We start from the raw sequence: 16107 nt of genomic DNA, 5'->3' as shown, positions 1-16107 counted from the left end.
GGGCTAACGATGACCTTACACGAAGACAAGCCGATCCTGCTGTTGGTGGACGACGAAGCGACGAATCTGCAGGTGTTGCGGCAAATCTTGCAGGACGATTACCGTCTGCTGTACGCCAAGGATGGCGACAAGGCGCTGGAACTGGCGCAGAACAACCCCGTCAAACTGATCCTGCTCGACATCATGATGCCCGCCATGACGGGCTACGAGGTGTGCCGCCAGCTCAAGGCCATGCCGGCCACTGCGTCCATTCCCGTCATTTTCGTCACCGCCCTGTGCGACGTGAAGGATGAGGCGGACGGTTTTGACGCCGGCGCTGTCGATTACATCACCAAGCCCGTCAGCCCGCCCATCGTGCGCGCCCGCGTGCGCACGCATTTGTCGCTGGTCGATGCCGAGGAATTGCGCCGCTCGCGCCTGCAGGTGATCCAGACTCTGGGCCAGGCGGCCGAATACAAGGATAACGAGACGGGCATGCACGTCATCCGCATGAGCTATTACGCGCGCCAACTGGCGCTGGCGGCCGGCTACAGCGCGGCGCATGCGGAAGATTTGCTCAACGCGGCACCCATGCACGACGTGGGCAAGATCGGCATCCCCGACGCCATCCTGCAAAAGCCGGGCAAGCTCGATGCGGAAGAATGGAAGGTCATGCGCAGCCACGCGGAAATCGGCGCGGCCATCATCGGCGAGCACCCGGGCGGCCTGCTGAAAATGGCGCGCATCATCGCCCTGACGCACCACGAGAAATGGGATGGCAGCGGCTATCCGCAAGGCTTGAAAGGCGAGGAAATTCCCCACGAAGGCCGCATCGTCGCCATCGCCGACGTCTTCGACGCCCTCACCAGCGAACGTCCGTACAAGCCCGCCTGGACGGTGTCAGACGCGATCGCCACCATGCAGCGCGACAGCGGCACGCACTTCGACCCGCAGTTGCTGGCGCTGTTTGTGGAACACTTGCCGACCATGCTGGAAATCAAGGACAAGTGGCGCGAGCCGGTGTAGGGCGGCGCATGTCGGATTACGCGGGGCTAGGCCCACCTCGGCGGTCCCACGCATCCGGCCTGCGACCGCTCAGGGCAAGGTGTCCGGCAGCCGCAAAATCCGCCGTATCTCGAGGATCGCCTGCGGGCTTTCCTGCACGCTGTGCCACGAGGGGATGACTTTTTCCGACAGGGCGCCGTCGAGGTGGGCGCTGGCGTAGGGCACCACGCCGTCGCTCGATTCGGCCAGGGGCAGCTGCGGCGTGTCGTTGCCCATGATCGAGTAATAGCGTACTTTCGGGCTGATGGGCAGGTCGGCTACCAGGCGCACGAACGGGTCCTTGTCGCTGAGGTTATCGATGCTGTTGGGGATGCGCAGCGGTTCGCTGCTGCCCGTGTCGAGCTGCGCCAGGCTGCCGGCGGCGTCCGATAATTGGTCGAGCATGGTGATGGGCAGTGTGACGAGGTTGGCGATCCAGCGCGCCACCTTGTGGTTGGCGAACGAGGTGCCGCGGTGCGGTGCGGCGATGAAGATGGCGCGGTTTACCTGCGGCATGGCCGTGAAATTGAGGTAGGGCGCCAGTCCGGCGCGTACTTTTTCCGCCTTCTTGCCCTTCAAATTGTATTCTTCCGTGATGGCGTCGAGCACGGTGTTACTGGCGTCCGAGACCATCAGGCGCGCCAGCACGCCGCCCATGCTATGGCCGATCAAGACCATGTCGTTCGCGGCGTCGGCCTTGGTCGAAGGGTCGAATTGCGCCAGCGTCGCGTTCAGCGCCTGGCGGATGGCGACGTTGTTGGCCGCCAGCGGCGCATTGCTCGGGTAGTACACCTGCCAGATCTGGTAGCGGCGGCGCAGTTGTTCGTCGCCCATCAGTTCATTTGCCACATTGATCCACGCTTCCGGGCTGCTGGCCAGGCCGTGCAGCATGACGATGGTGCGCTTGTTCGGGTCATAAGGCTGCATCAGGTGCACCTGCGGGCGCGAAATGCCGTCGGCGCGGCCGAACAGGGTGCGCAGCGCCTGCACTCCAAAGCCGGAACGAGCCAGCCACAAGCCATAGCCGGCCGTGAAGTTGGCCGCCACGGGCAATTCCTGGCCCGCCATGCGTGTCGAGTCGCTGCGCGTCGGATCGACCAGCATCACCATCAACTTCTGCGTGGCCAATACCTCTTGCAGGCTGTTGCCGTCGAAGCGGATCAGCGCCGTGACGACAGGAAAGCGGGTTTCCTGGTAAGGCACATACTCGCCTTTCGATGCGCTTGGCTTGGGCATGACGGCCACCAGGTCGGCGCCGAAGCCGTCGCGCCGGTACACATTGCGCAGGCCGGAAAACGACAGCGAGGTGGCCGGCAGCAGTTCTTCGGGCAGGGTGCCGTCTTCGGGCAGGCGCAGGGCCGACAATTCGCTGTCGATCTGCCAGCCGGCGACGCGGATCACATGGCCGTCGGGGCGGTACTCGCCGCGGTGGCGGAACAGGTTGCCGACGGCCTTTTGCGCGGCGTAGTTATAGTAGTCGCGGATTTGCGTCTGGCGTTCCTCGAAGGCGCGCTGGCCCGGCGTGCGCGTCGTGTAGAACAGGTAGGCATAGGCGTAGCGGGCCGATTCCAGCCAGGCGGCCAGCAATTCGGCGCTGGCATGGCCACCTTGCTTCTCTTCTGCCAGGGCGCTTTCCAGCCACAATTCGGACAGCGTGGCCAGGCGCTGTTCGTCGCTGAGCAGATCGGAGCGGGCCAGGTCGGCGCGGCAGCTGCCCGTATTGGCTACACAGGCGGCGATGTCGCTGCCGATAATGCGCAGCACTTCGCTGGCCGAGGCACTCAGCTTGCCCGTGGTGAGGATGTCGCCGCGCCGCTGCTGCAGGTAGTCGGCCGGGGAGATCGCGCTGACGGTGACGGCGGCGCAGCCGCTCAGCAGCGCCGCGCCGCACACGAGGGCGCAGGCGCGCAGACGCCGCATCAGCATCAGCATTGGGTGGCGCGCCTTAGAAAGAGTAGACCAGGGTCAGCGACGTCTGCGTATCCGTGTTCTTCTTGTCGTCGGGCACGCGCGTGTCATTGCGGGCGCTGAAGGCGGCCTTCATCTGCATGGTGCCGTTGATCTTCGTGCTGAGGGCGGTTTCGGCGATGGAGTGGGTGTTCGAGGTGCCCCGTTCCACGCTGAGCGTCTGCGTAAACATCGCCGACTGGCTGATCTTCCACTTCATGGCGGCCGCGCCGCGCACCGTCAGGCCGTGTTCCGATTCGCCCGTGTCGTTGGTGCCGCTGAAATAGCCTGGACCGAATTCCACGTCGACGCTTTTATCGCTCGATTGATACCAGCGCGAGCCATGACCGACAGCCAGGGTCGAGTACTTGGTGTAGGCGCCGAACTTGTCGTTGACGTGCGAAGCCAGTACGAACAGTTTTTCATGGTCCGCCATCAGCTTGTAGGCGGCCTTGGCGGAAGCAGAAAAGCGTTCGGCCGAACGCTCGCGCACTTTTTGTCCGTCGTCGTTCGTCGTTTCATCTTCCTTGAAGTAGCCGCTGAAGATGTACTGGTTGCTCCAGTCATCGAGTTCCTGGCGCGCGTCGATCTTGCCCGTCACCGAGGTGCCGACCGTATTGCCCGAGGTGGTGATGGCGCCCAGTTCGGCGGAGGTGCTCCAGCTGCCAATGGGAATTTCATCGAACAGCATGCTTTGTTTAGCGTCTGCGGCGGTGGCGCTGCCGCAGGTGATGGCCATGGCCAGCGCCAGTGCGAGAGAGTGGGTCGATTTCATGGCTGTATTTGTCTGTGGCGCGCGCCGGGCGTGCCTGTTGTTCGTTCGTGGCAGTGGTATGGATGCAGGCCGCAGCAAGCCGGGCGGCGCCGATTAAAACATGCGCACATGCGCGCGCGGGCGCGGCCGAGCATTGTCGAGGCCGTATTGTACCCGACCCTGTCATCGTTCGCCGCACGCGACGGGGCACATGAATGCTGCTATATTATATTATGGGACATATTGCAAACTTGGCATGCGTGGGTGATGACGATGAAAATGGTACGCAAGCTTGTCACTGTGGCCGGGCTGTGGCTCGCGGCGCAAGCCGGCGCGCAAGCGCTTGACGGGGCACCGTTACCGGAACCGGGGCCGCAACTGACGCAATCGATGATACGCGATGCCGTGCGCGCCGTACTGGCGGAAGAGGCGCAGGTGCGTGACGCGCAGCCGCAGGCGGCCATGCAGCAGGTGACGATACGCGCCGACCGGAAATATGAACAGTTTTCCGCCGTCTTTGCCGAGGCGAAGGTGCCAGACTGCCTGCACGCCGACGGCTTGAAGCGTCAGCCCACCGGCATCGGCCCGCTCGCCATCGGTGGCGTGTATGCCTTGCCCTTCGTGGCGATCGCCAAGCTGCGCGGAAAATGTAACTAGCCGGGAATGCTCCGTGGCGGCACGGGTACGCGGCGGGGCTGGCAAGTGGCGCGCGCCTGGCGTATGCTGCGCCTATTTGCTGTCCCGATCTTTACAAGGAATTCCCCGTGCGCTGCCTGGTCATCGAAGACGAAGCCGAAACTTCCCGCTATATCTGTGCCGGCCTGCGCGAGGCGGGCCACGACGTCACCGCCTGCGACAATGGTATCGACGGCATGCGCCTGGCCTGCGGCGAAGACTGGGATGCGCTGGTGCTCGACCGCCTGCTGCCAGGGGAGATCGATGGCCTGGCCATCGTCGCGCGCCTGCGCGGCATGGGCCGCAACACGCCCGTGCTGGTGCTGTCGGCCCTGTCCAGCGTCGACGAGCGCGTGCGCGGCCTGCGCAGCGGCGGCGACGATTATTTGTCAAAACCGTTCGCCATCGCCGAACTGCTGGCGCGCATCGAGGCGCTACTGCGGCGCGCCGCGCCCGTGCCCGAATCGACGCAGCTGCAGGTGGCCGACCTGGTGCTCGACATGCGCACCATGCGCGTGACGCGCGCCAACCGGCAAATCGCCCTGCAGCCGCGCGAATTTCGCCTGCTGGAATACCTGATGCGCCACCAGGGCCAGTCCGTCACGCGCGCCATGCTGCTCGAAGCCGTGTGGGACTACCATTTCGACCCGCAGACGAACGTCATCGACGTGCAGGTAAGCCGCTTGCGCACCAAGGTGGACAAGGAGTTTTCGCCGCCGCTGATCCACACGGTGCGCGGCGTCGGCTACACCCTGGGCGTGCTCGATGGCGCGTAGCTGGCACCATTCCATTGCGGCCCGTCTGGCGCTCGGCTATGGCGTGCTGGTGGTCGTGTCGATCAGCATTGTCTGCGCCGTCTTCTATTTTGGCACCATCGGCGTGCTTGACCGCAGCGTGGATCGCAAGCTGACCTTGCTCTCGGAGCGCCTCGCCGCGCTGTACCAGCAGGGTGGCAGCAGCCGCACGACGGCGGAAATCGCCCATCTGCTCACCGACCGCACCGACAGCGACACGGAGATCTTCTTGCTGGTGGGCGCCGATGGCCACCGCGTGGCCGGCAATCTGTCGTCCTGGCCCGATGCGGCCAGTCCCGTGGGTCGCTTGCTGCACCGCGACGTCACGCGCGAAGGGCGCAGGGTGCCCGCGCGCATGCTGATCCGCGACCTGGCGGGCGGCGCTCGCCTGTTCGTCGGACGCGACATGGAAGAGGGCAAGTCCATCCGCGCCCTGGTGCTGCGTGCGCTGGCGTATGGCGGCGGCGTGGCCATCTTGCTGGTGGTGGCGGGCGCGTGGCTGTTCCGCCGCCAGCTCGAGGCGCGCATCGGGCAAATCCGCCGCACGGCGGGGGAAATCGAGGCGGGAGACCTGAGTCGGCGCATTCCTGTCGCCAGCCAGGATGAATTCGGCTTGCTGAGCCGCGACATCAACCGCATGCTCGACCGCATCGAACACTTGATGGAAGGCGTGCGCCACGTGTCGAACGCCATTGCGCACGACTTGCGCACGCCGTTGGCGCGCATCCGCAACAAGCTCGATGGCGCCTTGCGCCAGCAGCAGAGCGTGGCCGGTTTTGAGAACGCGGCGCAGGCGGCCATCGACGATATCGACGACCTGACGCGCGTGTTCGACAAGCTGCTGCAGATCGCGGCGGCCGAATCGGGCATGCGTCCCGAGAATTTCAATGATATCGACCTGCATCAGATCGGTGCCGACATCGTCGAAATGTATGAAGCCACGGCCGACGAGCAGGGCGTGCTGCTGGTGCAGATGTATGGTGACGGCGTGCCGGCGCGCGGCGACCGCAACCTGCTGGGCAGCGCGCTGGCCAGCCTGGTCGACAACGCCATCAAGTATGCGGGGCGGGGCGCCACGGTGGAAGTGTCGGCCGGCAGCGATGAACAGGGCAGCTGGCTGGCCGTGCGCGATAACGGCCCCGGCGTGCCAGCGGAGGAACTGCCGAAGCTGACGCAGCGTTTTTACCGGCTCGACAAGAGCCGCCATCTGCCCGGCAATGGCCTGGGTTTGTCCATCGTGGCGGCCATCGCCGCCCTGCATGGGGGCAGCCTGGAGATCGAGGATGCGGCGCCGGGCTTGCGCCTGCGTTTGCGGCTGCTGCGCTAGCCGGGCCGCACATTACCAACTTGTAACCCCCTTCGTTTTTACCTCCCCCTATCATCCGATCTACCCGGCGTAGAGCGGCTGCGTGCGCGCAGCCGCCTGTTCCGGGCTGCCTGCGGCCGTCGCCGCGTCCCGTTCAGTAGAGCCGTTCGCATGCAAACTTTAGCGCCATCGGCGGCAATGCCGCGCCACAGCCGCCGCGAAGGGGAGCTATGCCTGCGCCTGACGCGCGGCGGCGTCTCGCTGTACCTGGCCAATTTCCTGTTCCGGCCGCAGCCTGGCGCCGCCGTCATCCAGCTGGGCGCCCTGCAGGGCGTGCGCTCGCCCGCTGGCGCCCTCGCGGTGAAAGAGGCCACGCGGGCGCTGCACGGCTGCCGGACCTGGAACAGGTGCCGTCGAAAAAGCGCGCCGTGGCGCCATGCTGCAGCAGCAATGAAAGCACCCGACGGTATTTTTTGACCTGCGCGGCTTTTTTGCCGGGCGGCCCGGCGCAATCGGCGTGATCGGCGTATACTTATCGGCGTTCTCAACCCTTATCGGCGTTCTCAACCTGAAGCCAGTCACCCCATGCCAGCACAATTCCCCACTTCGCGCATGCGCCGCCTGCGCGCAACCCCGCAACTGCGCGAGCTGTTCCGCGAGACCGAGATCAATCCGCGCGACCTGGTCCTGCCGATCTTCGTCGACGAAGGCAGCAGCGATTTCATCGACATCAAGTCCATGCCCGGCGTGCGCCGCATCCCCGAAGCGAAGCTGGCGCAGGAAGTCGAGCGCTATGCGCGCGCCGGTTTGCGCTCCGTCATGACCTTCGGCATTTCGCACCACAAGGATAGCCACGGCACGGACAGCCTGAACCCGGACGGCCTGGTGGCGCGCATGTCGCGCATCATCAAGGACGCCGTGCCGGAAATGGTGGTCATGTCCGATACCTGCTTCTGCGAATACACGGACCACGGCCATTGCGGCATCCTGCATGGCGACACGGTCGACAATGACAGCACGGTGCTGAACCTGGGCAAGCAAGCCGTCATCGCAGCCCAGGCGGGCGCCGACATCATCGCCCCATCGGCCGCCATGGATGGGCAAGTGGCGGCGATTCGCAGCGCGCTCGATGCGGCCGGCTTCCATGACACGCCCGTGATGGCGTATTCCACCAAGTTCGCCTCGGGCCTGTATGGCCCGTTCCGCGACGCGGCCGGCAGCACCCTGAAGGGCGACCGCAAGACGTATCAGATGGACCCGATGAACCGCCGCGAAGCGATCCGCGAGTCGCTGATCGACGAAGCCGAAGGCGCCGACGCGCTGATGGTGAAACCGGCCGGTGCCTACCTGGACATCATCCGCGACCTGCGTGAAGTGACGCGCCTGCCGATTGGCGCCTACCAGGTCAGCGGCGAGTACGCGATGATCAAGTTCGCCGCGCAGGCGGGCGCCATCGACGAGCGCCGCGTGGTGCAGGAAACCCTGGGCGCCATCAAGCGCGCGGGCGCGGACATGATCTTTACGTACTTTGCGATGGATGTGCTGAATAATCCGTACTAAATACGGGGAGGGCAGTGGCGTTCTAGTATCATGGCGCGCTGCCCAACCTGGTACTGCGATCTGTAGCCTCCTATGTCCCTGAAAATCTCCCGCATCCTGCACGCCGGCTATGTCTTCGAATGCGAAGGCACGGTCATCGCCTTCGACCCCATCGTCGAAAACCCGTTCAGCCGCAATTGCCACGCCTTCCCGTCCGTGCGTTTCGACCTCGACGCCGTGCGCCGGCTGCGCTGGGATGCCGTCTTCATCTCGCACTTCCACGACGACCACTGCTCGCTCGACAGTCTCGATGTGCTCGACCGCGCCACGCCCATCTACCTGTACTGCGTCTTTGACGAACTATTCGCCATGCTGCGCGCGCTGGGTTTTACCCACGTGCAGCGGCTACACGTCGATGTGCCCGTACGGGTGGGCGCCATCGAGGTGATCCCGCGCCGGGCGCTGGACGACGATGTCGATTCGCTGTTCCAGGTGCGCGCGGCCGGGCTGAATGTGCTCAACGTCGTCGATTCCTGGATCGGCCCCGAGACTTTGGCGCAGCTGGCCGCGTTTGCACCCTGGGACATGGTGCTGTGGCCATTCCAGACCATGCGCGAGATCGCCGTCATCGCACCATCGCAAGCGCAGGCTGGCCCCGTCGAGCTTCCCGACGACTGGGTGCCGCAGCTGCGCGCGCTGGCGCCCCGTTACATCGTGCCCAGTTCCTGCCAGTTCGTGCAGGAAGACTGGTCCTGGTACAACCATGCGATGTTCCCGATTACCTACCGCCAGTTTGCGCAGGAGATTGGCATCGCGCTGCCGGAGGCGCACATCTTCCGCCTCGATCCTTCCACGTCCGTGCTGCTCGATGCGCAGGGCTTGACGTCGGCCGCGCCGCTGCCCTGGGTGATACCCGTTGGGCCGCAGGACGTGGATTTCGACTACCGCCCCGACGCGCCGCCGCCCGCCACCGCCGACATCGCCCGCCGTTTCGCGCCCTTGAATGACGACGACACGGCGCTGGTGCTGGACTTCTGCCACCACGGCTTGCTTGAGCGCTACCGCGACATGGAGCTGCCCGAGGACAGCTATTTTCAGGCCCCACGCCTGTGGCGATTGTCGCTGCATGGCCACGACGGCGCGACCACCGTCCTGCATTACCGCACGCATGGCGACTTGATTGATCTGGTGCCGGCCACCGGCGAGGCGCCGGGCTGGACGACCGAGGTGCCGCTGGTGAAGTGCCATGCGGCGCTGGCGCTCGGTGAATCGCTGACATCGATGTACATGCGCATCAACGATGGCCCTTTCGACGCGGCCACGCAGGCCGGGCTGGTGGAAGCGGACATCGTCGACGACCCCTTGATCCGCTGCCTGTTCAATGACGCCATCGGCGCCTACCAGGCGGCGCAGCTGAAACGCTTGCTGGCCCGCTGAAGAAATTGCCGCGACAGGGTAAGATAAGGTTCTCAGATCAAGGAATGAACAACATGACACAAGACAAGGAAACCGCGATCCTGGCCGGCGGCTGCTTTTGGGGCGTGCAAGACTTGCTGCGCCGCTATCCGGGTGTGATCGCCACGCGCGTGGGTTACAGCGGCGGCGACGTGGCCAACGCCACCTACCGCAACCATGGCACGCATGCGGAAGCGATCGAGATCATCTTCGAGCCGAACACCATCAGCTACCGCAAGATCCTGGAATTTTTCTTTCAAATCCACGACCCCAGCACGCCGGACCGCCAGGGCAACGACCGTGGCACTAGCTACCGCTCGGCCATCTTTTACACGAGTGAAGAGCAACGGCTGGTGGCCGAAGACACCATCCGCGACGTCGACGCCTCCGGCCTGTGGCCCGGCAAGGTGGTGACGGAAGTGACGCCGGCCGGCCCGTTCTGGGAAGCGGAAGCGGAGCACCAGGATTATCTGCAACGTTTGCCGCACGGCTATACCTGCCACTACATCCGGCCGGACTGGGTCTTGCCGCAACGTACGCAGTAAGCAGTAAGCGCGCAGGGGGCAGGGGGCAGCGGAGGGACAACTGGCGATGGAGCGCGCCCTCGACCTGGTGGCCGCCATCGGCCACGCGGACGTGAATGCCATGGCGGGCGCCATCCTGAAACGCTCGGCGCGGCCGGCGTTTTTTGCAGGATATCGCCGACAGCTGCGCGCGTCAGTTCTATGCGCTCGACGGCAACCAGAGCGTCATCGCGCCCGCCGCCCGGCCCTGCATCGATTCCTCCATCATGCTGTACCAGCAAGCCAGCGATGAAATCCGCCACCCCGGCGACCGCGCCGTTTGCTATCAAAGACCGAATGTGTCGGACCGCCTGTCCCTGCTGGTGTAGCCGGCCAGCGACATCTGGCGGTCCATCCATTCTTACCGCGACAGCAGCCAGGGCCAGTTCCAACCTGGCGATATCGCCGCCATCGAAACCCTGTCGCCGCTGTTCGCGCAGGCGGCCAAACACCACTACCGCCTGAACGGCCAGCCTGCGCAAGGCGTGTCGCCCGTGCCGCTGGAAAACGTGGCGCCCCGCAGGGACAGCCTGCTGGCCATGATGGGGGAAACACAGCCATGGCATCCCGTGTGGATCAGCGTCTATAAAGCCAAGGCCTTGACGCCGCACAACTACCGGCATGACTGTGTGCTGTTCGCGGGCGATGCGGGCCACTTGGTATCCATTTTCGGCATGCGCGGCGCGAACGCCGGTATCGACGACGCCGACAACCTGGCCTGGAAACTCGCGTATGTGGTCAAGAGCCAGGCGCCACAGGCCTTGCTGGACAGCTATTCCGACGAACGCGTGTACGCGGTCCGTGAAAACCGTGCGCCACGGCACGGAAAGCACGGAAAGTACGGAATTCAGGGCGCCGCCCACGTGTGCCTTCGCGCTGATGCGCACGGCCGTGCTGGGCCTGGCGGGCAAACATGCGCGCGTGCGTTCGCTGATCAACCCGCGCCAAGCCAGCGCCAGACCAGCGCCATCGCGTCTGCGCAGTCGCCCTTGAACGCGCCTGACGTGGACGTGTTCACGGCTGTCCCCGCGCCAGGCACGGTCTCGCCCGAATGCCCGCTGGCGCGGCGGCAAGACGGCGCGCAGCAAGCGGGGTATATTACCGATCTGGTGCAGCGTGCCGTCGGCGCGTTCATGGACCTGTATTTCAGCGACGATGGCTGCGTGCCTGCGCAATTGCTGGTGCTGGCGACATCTTGCCGTTGACGACCGTGGCGATCACCCGCAGCGCAGCGCAAGGGAGCGCCTGGGACCACACGGCGCAGGTATGCTTGTTGCTTGTTGCTTGTTGCTTGCCGCTTGCCGCTTGCTGCCCGGCCCGGCCCGTCTTATCGCGTGCGCCCGGGCGGCCACGTGCTGGGCCGCTGGCGGCAGGATCAGGCAGCATCAGGCAGCATCAGGCAAGTTCAGGCGGGGCAGGTGGCGGCAGCGCTGGCGGCGGCAGGTATCACCCAATCAAAGTAACAAGGAGACAACATGACCGACATTGAACTGGACAATCTATACATTGAGCTGTGTCACACCATGGGCGGCCGGGGCGAACAGCGCTTGCCGCTATTCCTGGCCCGCTTCGCCTTGCTGGCCATGGGCGCCATCGGCCAGGCCGACGTGGTGCAGAGCTTGCTGCGCGACGCTGCCGACGGCCTGACGGTGCACGCATGATAGGCGCCGGCTACCAAAGCGGCTTCGGCAACGAATTTGCCACGGAAGCGGTGCCCGGCGCCTTGCCGCAAGGGCAGAATTCGCCGCAGCAGGCGCCGCTGGGCCTGTATGCGGAACAATTGTCGGGCACGGCCTTCACGGCGCCGCGCGCGCAGAACCGGCGTTCCTGGCTGTACCGCATTCGCCCCGCCAGCCAGCATCCGCCGTTTACCTCGGTGGCGAATAGCCGCATCGTCAGCGATTTCCACGCTATGCCTCCCACGCCGCCAAACCAGCTGCGCTGGGACCCGCTGCCGCTGCCCGACAGCAGCACGGCGGTGGACTTCATCGACGGCTGGCAGACGATGGCCGGCAACGGCAGTGCCGAAGCGATGAGCGGCTGCGCCATTCACGTGTATGTCGCCAACCGTTCCATGCAGCGCTTCTTTTATTCGGCCGATGGCGAATTGCTGGTCGTGCCGCAAAAGGGCAGGCTGGCGATTGCCACGGAACTGGGCTTGCTCGAGCTGGAACCGCAGGAAATCGCCGTCATCCCCCGCGGCGTGCGCTTCCGCGTGACTCTGCCGGACGGCCAGGCGCGCGGCTATGTGTGCGAAAACTTCGGCATGGCGTTTCGTTTGCCCGACATGGGACCCATCGGCTCGAACGGCCTGGCCAACAGCCGCGATTTTTTGACGCCGCACGCTGCTTATGAAGATATCGATGGCGAGTGCGAACTGGTGGCCAAGTTTGGCGGCCACCTGTGGCGCACGACGCTCGACCATTCGCCGCTGGACGTGGTGGCCTGGCACGGCAATTACGCGCCGTACAAATATGATTTGCGCCGTTTTAATACCATCGGCTCGATCAGCTACGATCATCCCGACCCGTCGATCTTTCTCGTGCTGCAAGCACCGAGCGAAAACCCGCTGTTTGGCGCCATCGACTTTGCCATCTTCCCGCCGCGCTGGCTGGCCGCCGAGCACACCTTCCGGCCGCCGTGGTTCCACCGCAACGTGGCCAGCGAATTCATGGGCCTGATCCATGGCGTGTACGATGCCAAGGCGGCCGGTTTCGTGCCGGGCGGTGCCAGCCTGCACAACTGCATGTCCGGCCACGGCCCCGATACGCAAACGTTCGAACGCGCCTCGCACAGTGACACGTCCGCGCCCGCGAAGGTGGGCGACACCATGGCTTTCATGTTCGAGACGCGCACCATCCTCAAGCCCACGCCCTTCGCCCTGAACAGCGAACTGCTGCAAAAGGACTATTTCGCGTGCTGGCAAGGCTTGCGCAAACATTTCGATCCCGATCAAGCGTAGTCTGGCCTTGCTCAGGCGGCCCGCACCCATGCGCGGGGCGCCGTGATCTGTTACTTCACATGCTCAATGTGGCAGACACACGCGCCCAGCGACACTGGCCACGTCATCGCCCGCATGCGCGCGCAGTTGCAGCAGCATCAGTGCCATGCCCAGCATCAGCGCAGCCGCGCAGAGTTTCTTGTGCATCGTCTTTCCCGTTTTTATGATCGATGGAGCTTAGTTGCCCTACTTGTTGCCCTACTAGTTGCCATATTTGCGGCAATTTTATTGCCGATATTCGGCGTGCGGATGATCAAGTTAGCAAGCGTGCTCTACAATTATGCATCTTGCGCATCCGCGCCATCTGAATTCTATGCATAGTATGTGAAGGGAATGACAAGCCTGTGACTTCCAAACCGATCAAGATCGCCGCCACCGTCGTCGTGGCACTCGCCGCTGGTGCCGGCATTTACGCCTATACCCGTCCCGCCGCCACCGCCACGCCGGGTGCCCCCGCCTCGGGCAGTCCGGCCGCCGCGCCCCAATCCACCGTTGACACGGCCGCCGTGGCCGCCCAGTTCCGCGACTTGCTGGGCAATTTCCGCAAGATCATCGTGCTGCTGGCCGACGAGCAAAGCTTGCCGGAAGGCGCGCGCGACGAAGCGCGCAAGGTGGGGCAGGCGCTGTTCCATGAAAACCAGGAACGCATCGCCAAACTGGACGCGGCGCTGGACCAGCTGACGGCGCCCACGAATCCGGGCCGCTTCGAGGCACTCGACAGCCTGTTGACGTATATAGAATCCGATCCCGGCCTGTATGACGCGGACCGCCTGGCCTTCCGCGAGCTGCTGCAAAGCATGCTGGCCGATGTGGCCAAGGATACCTCCTTGCCTGCCATCAAACTGCACAAGCGCATTTCCGAAGACCTCGATGCGCTAGGCGAGATCGAGCGCAATTACGAGAAGGAAATCCGGCAAATCTTCGGCAACCTGGGCCAGCGCGCCATCGAACTCAAGCGCGAACGCTGGGACGATTACGTGGCGCAGCTGAAAAAGCTCTACAGCCGCGAACAGATTTTGAAGGACAACGGCATTGTTGTGCCTTACACGGTACCGCCGGCCGCGCCGTCAGCTGGCACGGTGCCCGAAGCCAAGCCGGTGCCAAAAAAAGATGAGGTGGAAATCTTCGGCCTGGGCTTGCCGAAGAAAACCATCGTGCTGACCTTCGACGACGGCCCGCACCGCCGCTACACGGAAGAAATCAGCGCTATTTTGAAACAATATGGCGTGCCAGCCGTATTCTTCAACGTGGGCCGCAACCTGGGCAGCCTGGACGCAAAAGGCCACGCCAAGCTGAACGCGGGTGCGGAAGTGAGCCGCAAGCTGATGAAAGACGGCTATGCCGTGGGCAACCACAGTTTCAGCCACGCACAATTATCGAAACAGACGGGCGACAAGCTGAAAGGCGAAATTCTCGGCACCGACACCTTGTTGAAGGCCATCAGCCCCGAGCGGGCCGCGCTGTTCCGCTTTCCGTATGGCGCGCGCAACAGCGAAGGCATGGCCGCGCTGGCCGATGCGCATTTGAAATCCGTGATGTGGAATATCGATTCGCTGGACTGGGCCGACCCCGTGCCCAGCTCCATCACGAATCGCGTGCTGGCGTCCGTCGACAAGGCGGGACGCGGCATCATTTTGTTCCACGACATCCATGAACGCACGGTGAAAGCCTTGCCGGCCGTGCTCGACAAGCTGATCGCCGAAGGCTATCAATTTGCCGGCTGGGATGGCACGAGCTTCCAGGTGGCAAAAAGCACGGCGCCTGTGCCCGAGAAAGTGCCCGTGACGACCGGCTATGCCAATTCCTGGGCGGTGGTGATCGGCATCGACGATTATGCGAAATGGCCGAAATTGCAATATGCGGTGCGCGATGCGCAGGGCATCCGCGAAACCCTGATCGAGAAATTCGCGTTTGCGCCCGAGCGTGTCGTGACCCTGAAAAATGGCGAAGCGACGCGCAACAATATCCTGGCCGCTTTCCACGATAAGCTGGCCCACGGCGGCGTGCAAAAGAATGACCGCATCTTCGTCTTTTTTGCCGGCCACGGTGCCACGCGCAAGCTCAGCTCGGGGCGCGACCTCGGCTACATCGTGCCCGTCGATTCCGACCCGGCGCAGTTCGCCACGGATGCGATCCCGATGACGGAAATCCAGAATATCGCCGAAAGCCTCACGGCCAAGCACGCGTTCTTTGTCATGGATGCCTGTTACAGCGGCCTGGGCCTGACCCGTGGCGCCGGTTCCAGCTCCTTCTTGCGCGACAACGCCAAGCGCATCGGCCGGCAAATGCTGACGGCCGGCGGCGGCGACCAGCTGGTCGCCGATGGCGGGCCGAACGGCCACTCCGTGTTTACCTGGACCCTGCTGCAAGGCTTGGCGGGCAAGGGCGACCTGAACGGCGATGGCCTGATCACGGCGACAGAATTGGCTGCCTACGTGGCGCCGGCCGTCTCCAGCGTATCGAACCAGACGCCCGCGTTTGGCAGCCTGCCCGGCTCTGAAGGGGGCGATTTCGTCTTTGAATTGCCGGGCGAAACGGAATTCCTCAGCCCGAACACGACGCAGCTGTCGACGGAGGCCATTGCCCTGAACAGCAAGCTGGACGCCAAGCCGCAAGCGGCCAGCGTGACGGTCAAGGATTTGCAGGGCGGTGAACAGAAGATCGTCACGCCGGGCGCCGTGCCTACCTCCACGCGCCAGCTTGCGCAGCGGGCCAACGACCGCGGCTTGCAGCTATACAAGGAGAAACAATATGCGGCGGCGGAAGTGCAATTTACGGAAGCGCTGAAATTGCGTTCCGACTTCGCGCTGGCCGCCAACAACCTGGGCTTTGTCTTCTACAAGCAGGAAAAATACCGCGAAGCGGCCCGCTGGTTTGAAAACACGGTCAGGATGGACCCGTCGCGCGCCATCGCCTATTTGAACCTGGGCGATGCGTATGCCAAGGCCGGCGATGCCGCCAAGGCCAAGGCGGCATACAAAACCTATCTGGAACTGGCGCCAACGGCCTCGACGGCGCCGGCCGTGCGGCAAAAGATGGAGAAGCTGTAA

Annotated in this window: 16 protein-coding genes; 13 read left to right on the top strand and 3 right to left on the bottom strand. The window is 64.1% G+C overall.

The window, feature by feature from the left end; translation table 11 throughout:
* Positions 1–9 precede the first annotated feature (9 nt).
* Complete coding sequence (locus ACQ4W7_RS03905) at positions 10–1005, top strand: response regulator (protein WP_426071332.1); 996 nt, start codon at positions 10–12, stop codon at positions 1003–1005.
* 69 nt (positions 1006–1074) lie between these two features.
* On the opposite strand, the gene ACQ4W7_RS03900 is transcribed toward ACQ4W7_RS03905, so the two are convergent.
* Together ACQ4W7_RS03900 and ACQ4W7_RS03895 are read right to left on the bottom strand one after the other, a co-directional pair.
* A complete protein-coding gene (locus ACQ4W7_RS03900; protein WP_436528580.1) occupies positions 1075–2955 on the bottom strand; it encodes an esterase/lipase family protein in 1881 nt (626 codons plus the stop codon).
* Positions 2956–2968: 13 nt separating this feature from the next.
* Positions 2969–3745 carry a DUF481 domain-containing protein gene (locus ACQ4W7_RS03895; RefSeq protein ID WP_426071330.1) on the bottom strand — a complete coding sequence of 259 codons (777 nt, stop codon included), beginning with the start codon at positions 3743–3745 and terminating at the stop codon, positions 2969–2971.
* 246 nt (positions 3746–3991) lie between these two features.
* On the opposite strand from ACQ4W7_RS03895, the gene ACQ4W7_RS03890 reads away from it, so the two are divergent.
* From ACQ4W7_RS03890 to hmgA, 11 genes are all read left to right on the top strand, one after another.
* Positions 3992–4381, top strand: coding sequence for a hypothetical protein (locus ACQ4W7_RS03890; protein ID WP_436528578.1), 390 nt, complete (start codon positions 3992–3994; stop codon positions 4379–4381).
* Positions 4382–4488: 107 nt separating this feature from the next.
* A complete protein-coding gene (locus tag ACQ4W7_RS03885; protein ID WP_071077124.1) occupies positions 4489–5175 on the top strand; it encodes a winged helix-turn-helix domain-containing protein in 687 nt (228 codons plus the stop codon).
* Entirely contained in the window at positions 5165–6520 is a 1356-nt protein-coding gene (locus tag ACQ4W7_RS03880) for a sensor histidine kinase (RefSeq protein ID WP_436528576.1), read from the top strand. Before ACQ4W7_RS03885 ends, ACQ4W7_RS03880 begins: the two co-directional genes overlap by 11 nt.
* Positions 6521–6670: 150 nt before the next feature.
* The gene (locus ACQ4W7_RS03875) at positions 6671–6976 is read left to right on the top strand and encodes a DUF535 family protein (protein ID WP_436528574.1); all 306 of its coding nucleotides are present in this window, start codon (positions 6671–6673) and stop codon (positions 6974–6976) included.
* A 108-nt stretch (positions 6977–7084) separates the two neighbouring features.
* The gene (hemB, locus tag ACQ4W7_RS03870; RefSeq protein WP_436528572.1) at positions 7085–8059 is read left to right on the top strand and encodes a porphobilinogen synthase; all 975 of its coding nucleotides are present in this window, start codon (positions 7085–7087) and stop codon (positions 8057–8059) included.
* Between the two features lie 72 nt (positions 8060–8131).
* Positions 8132–9475: an MBL fold metallo-hydrolase gene (locus ACQ4W7_RS03865; RefSeq protein WP_436528570.1), complete on the top strand. Its 1344-nt coding sequence runs from the start codon at positions 8132–8134 to the stop codon at positions 9473–9475.
* A gap of 53 nt (positions 9476–9528) precedes the next feature.
* Positions 9529–10038, top strand: a complete 510-nt coding sequence (gene msrA / locus ACQ4W7_RS03860; RefSeq protein ID WP_426071324.1) for a peptide-methionine (S)-S-oxide reductase MsrA — start codon at positions 9529–9531, stop codon at positions 10036–10038.
* A gap of 143 nt (positions 10039–10181) precedes the next feature.
* Positions 10182–10385: a hypothetical protein gene (locus tag ACQ4W7_RS03855; RefSeq protein WP_436528567.1), complete on the top strand. Its 204-nt coding sequence runs from the start codon at positions 10182–10184 to the stop codon at positions 10383–10385.
* A gap of 165 nt (positions 10386–10550) precedes the next feature.
* A complete protein-coding gene (locus tag ACQ4W7_RS03850) occupies positions 10551–11261 on the top strand; it encodes an FAD-dependent monooxygenase (RefSeq protein WP_436528565.1) in 711 nt (236 codons plus the stop codon).
* A 270-nt stretch (positions 11262–11531) separates the two neighbouring features.
* Entirely contained in the window at positions 11532–11717 is a 186-nt protein-coding gene (locus tag ACQ4W7_RS03845; protein WP_426071322.1) for a hypothetical protein, read from the top strand.
* On the top strand, positions 11714–13018 hold the full coding sequence (gene hmgA, locus ACQ4W7_RS03840; protein ID WP_436528563.1) for a homogentisate 1,2-dioxygenase: 1305 nt from the start codon (positions 11714–11716) through the stop codon (positions 13016–13018). The genes ACQ4W7_RS03845 and hmgA overlap by 4 nt, the downstream gene beginning before the upstream one ends.
* A gap of 63 nt (positions 13019–13081) precedes the next feature.
* Here hmgA and ACQ4W7_RS03835 read toward each other — a convergent pair whose 3' ends face one another.
* Positions 13082–13204, bottom strand: coding sequence for a hypothetical protein (locus tag ACQ4W7_RS03835; RefSeq protein ID WP_426071320.1), 123 nt, complete (start codon positions 13202–13204; stop codon positions 13082–13084).
* A 197-nt stretch (positions 13205–13401) separates the two neighbouring features.
* On the opposite strand from ACQ4W7_RS03835, the gene ACQ4W7_RS03830 reads away from it, so the two are divergent.
* Positions 13402–16107, top strand: coding sequence for a polysaccharide deacetylase family protein (locus tag ACQ4W7_RS03830; RefSeq protein ID WP_426071319.1), 2706 nt, complete (start codon positions 13402–13404; stop codon positions 16105–16107).

Source organism: Janthinobacterium algoris (assembly GCF_051380935.1).
In the GTDB taxonomy this organism is placed as follows: domain Bacteria; phylum Pseudomonadota; class Gammaproteobacteria; order Burkholderiales; family Burkholderiaceae_D; genus Janthinobacterium.
Note: the sequence above shows the minus strand (reverse complement) of the source record. Positions and strands in the feature narration are given on the sequence as shown.

Coding starts and splice junctions, on each gene's coding strand:
- ACQ4W7_RS03905 (WP_426071332.1), top strand. CDS start 10: ATGACCTTACACGAAGACAAGCCGATCCTGCTGTTGGTGGACGACGAA.
- ACQ4W7_RS03900 (WP_436528580.1), bottom strand. CDS start 2,955: ATGCTGATGCTGATGCGGCGTCTGCGCGCCTGCGCCCTCGTGTGCGGC.
- ACQ4W7_RS03895 (WP_426071330.1), bottom strand. CDS start 3,745: ATGAAATCGACCCACTCTCTCGCACTGGCGCTGGCCATGGCCATCACC.
- ACQ4W7_RS03890 (WP_436528578.1), top strand. CDS start 3,992: ATGACGATGAAAATGGTACGCAAGCTTGTCACTGTGGCCGGGCTGTGG.
- ACQ4W7_RS03880 (WP_436528576.1), top strand. CDS start 5,165: ATGGCGCGTAGCTGGCACCATTCCATTGCGGCCCGTCTGGCGCTCGGC.
- ACQ4W7_RS03875 (WP_436528574.1), top strand. CDS start 6,671: ATGCAAACTTTAGCGCCATCGGCGGCAATGCCGCGCCACAGCCGCCGC.
- hemB (WP_436528572.1), top strand. CDS start 7,085: ATGCCAGCACAATTCCCCACTTCGCGCATGCGCCGCCTGCGCGCAACC.
- ACQ4W7_RS03865 (WP_436528570.1), top strand. CDS start 8,132: ATGTCCCTGAAAATCTCCCGCATCCTGCACGCCGGCTATGTCTTCGAA.
- msrA (WP_426071324.1), top strand. CDS start 9,529: ATGACACAAGACAAGGAAACCGCGATCCTGGCCGGCGGCTGCTTTTGG.
- ACQ4W7_RS03845 (WP_426071322.1), top strand. CDS start 11,532: ATGACCGACATTGAACTGGACAATCTATACATTGAGCTGTGTCACACC.
- hmgA (WP_436528563.1), top strand. CDS start 11,714: ATGATAGGCGCCGGCTACCAAAGCGGCTTCGGCAACGAATTTGCCACG.
- ACQ4W7_RS03835 (WP_426071320.1), bottom strand. CDS start 13,204: ATGCACAAGAAACTCTGCGCGGCTGCGCTGATGCTGGGCATGGCACTG.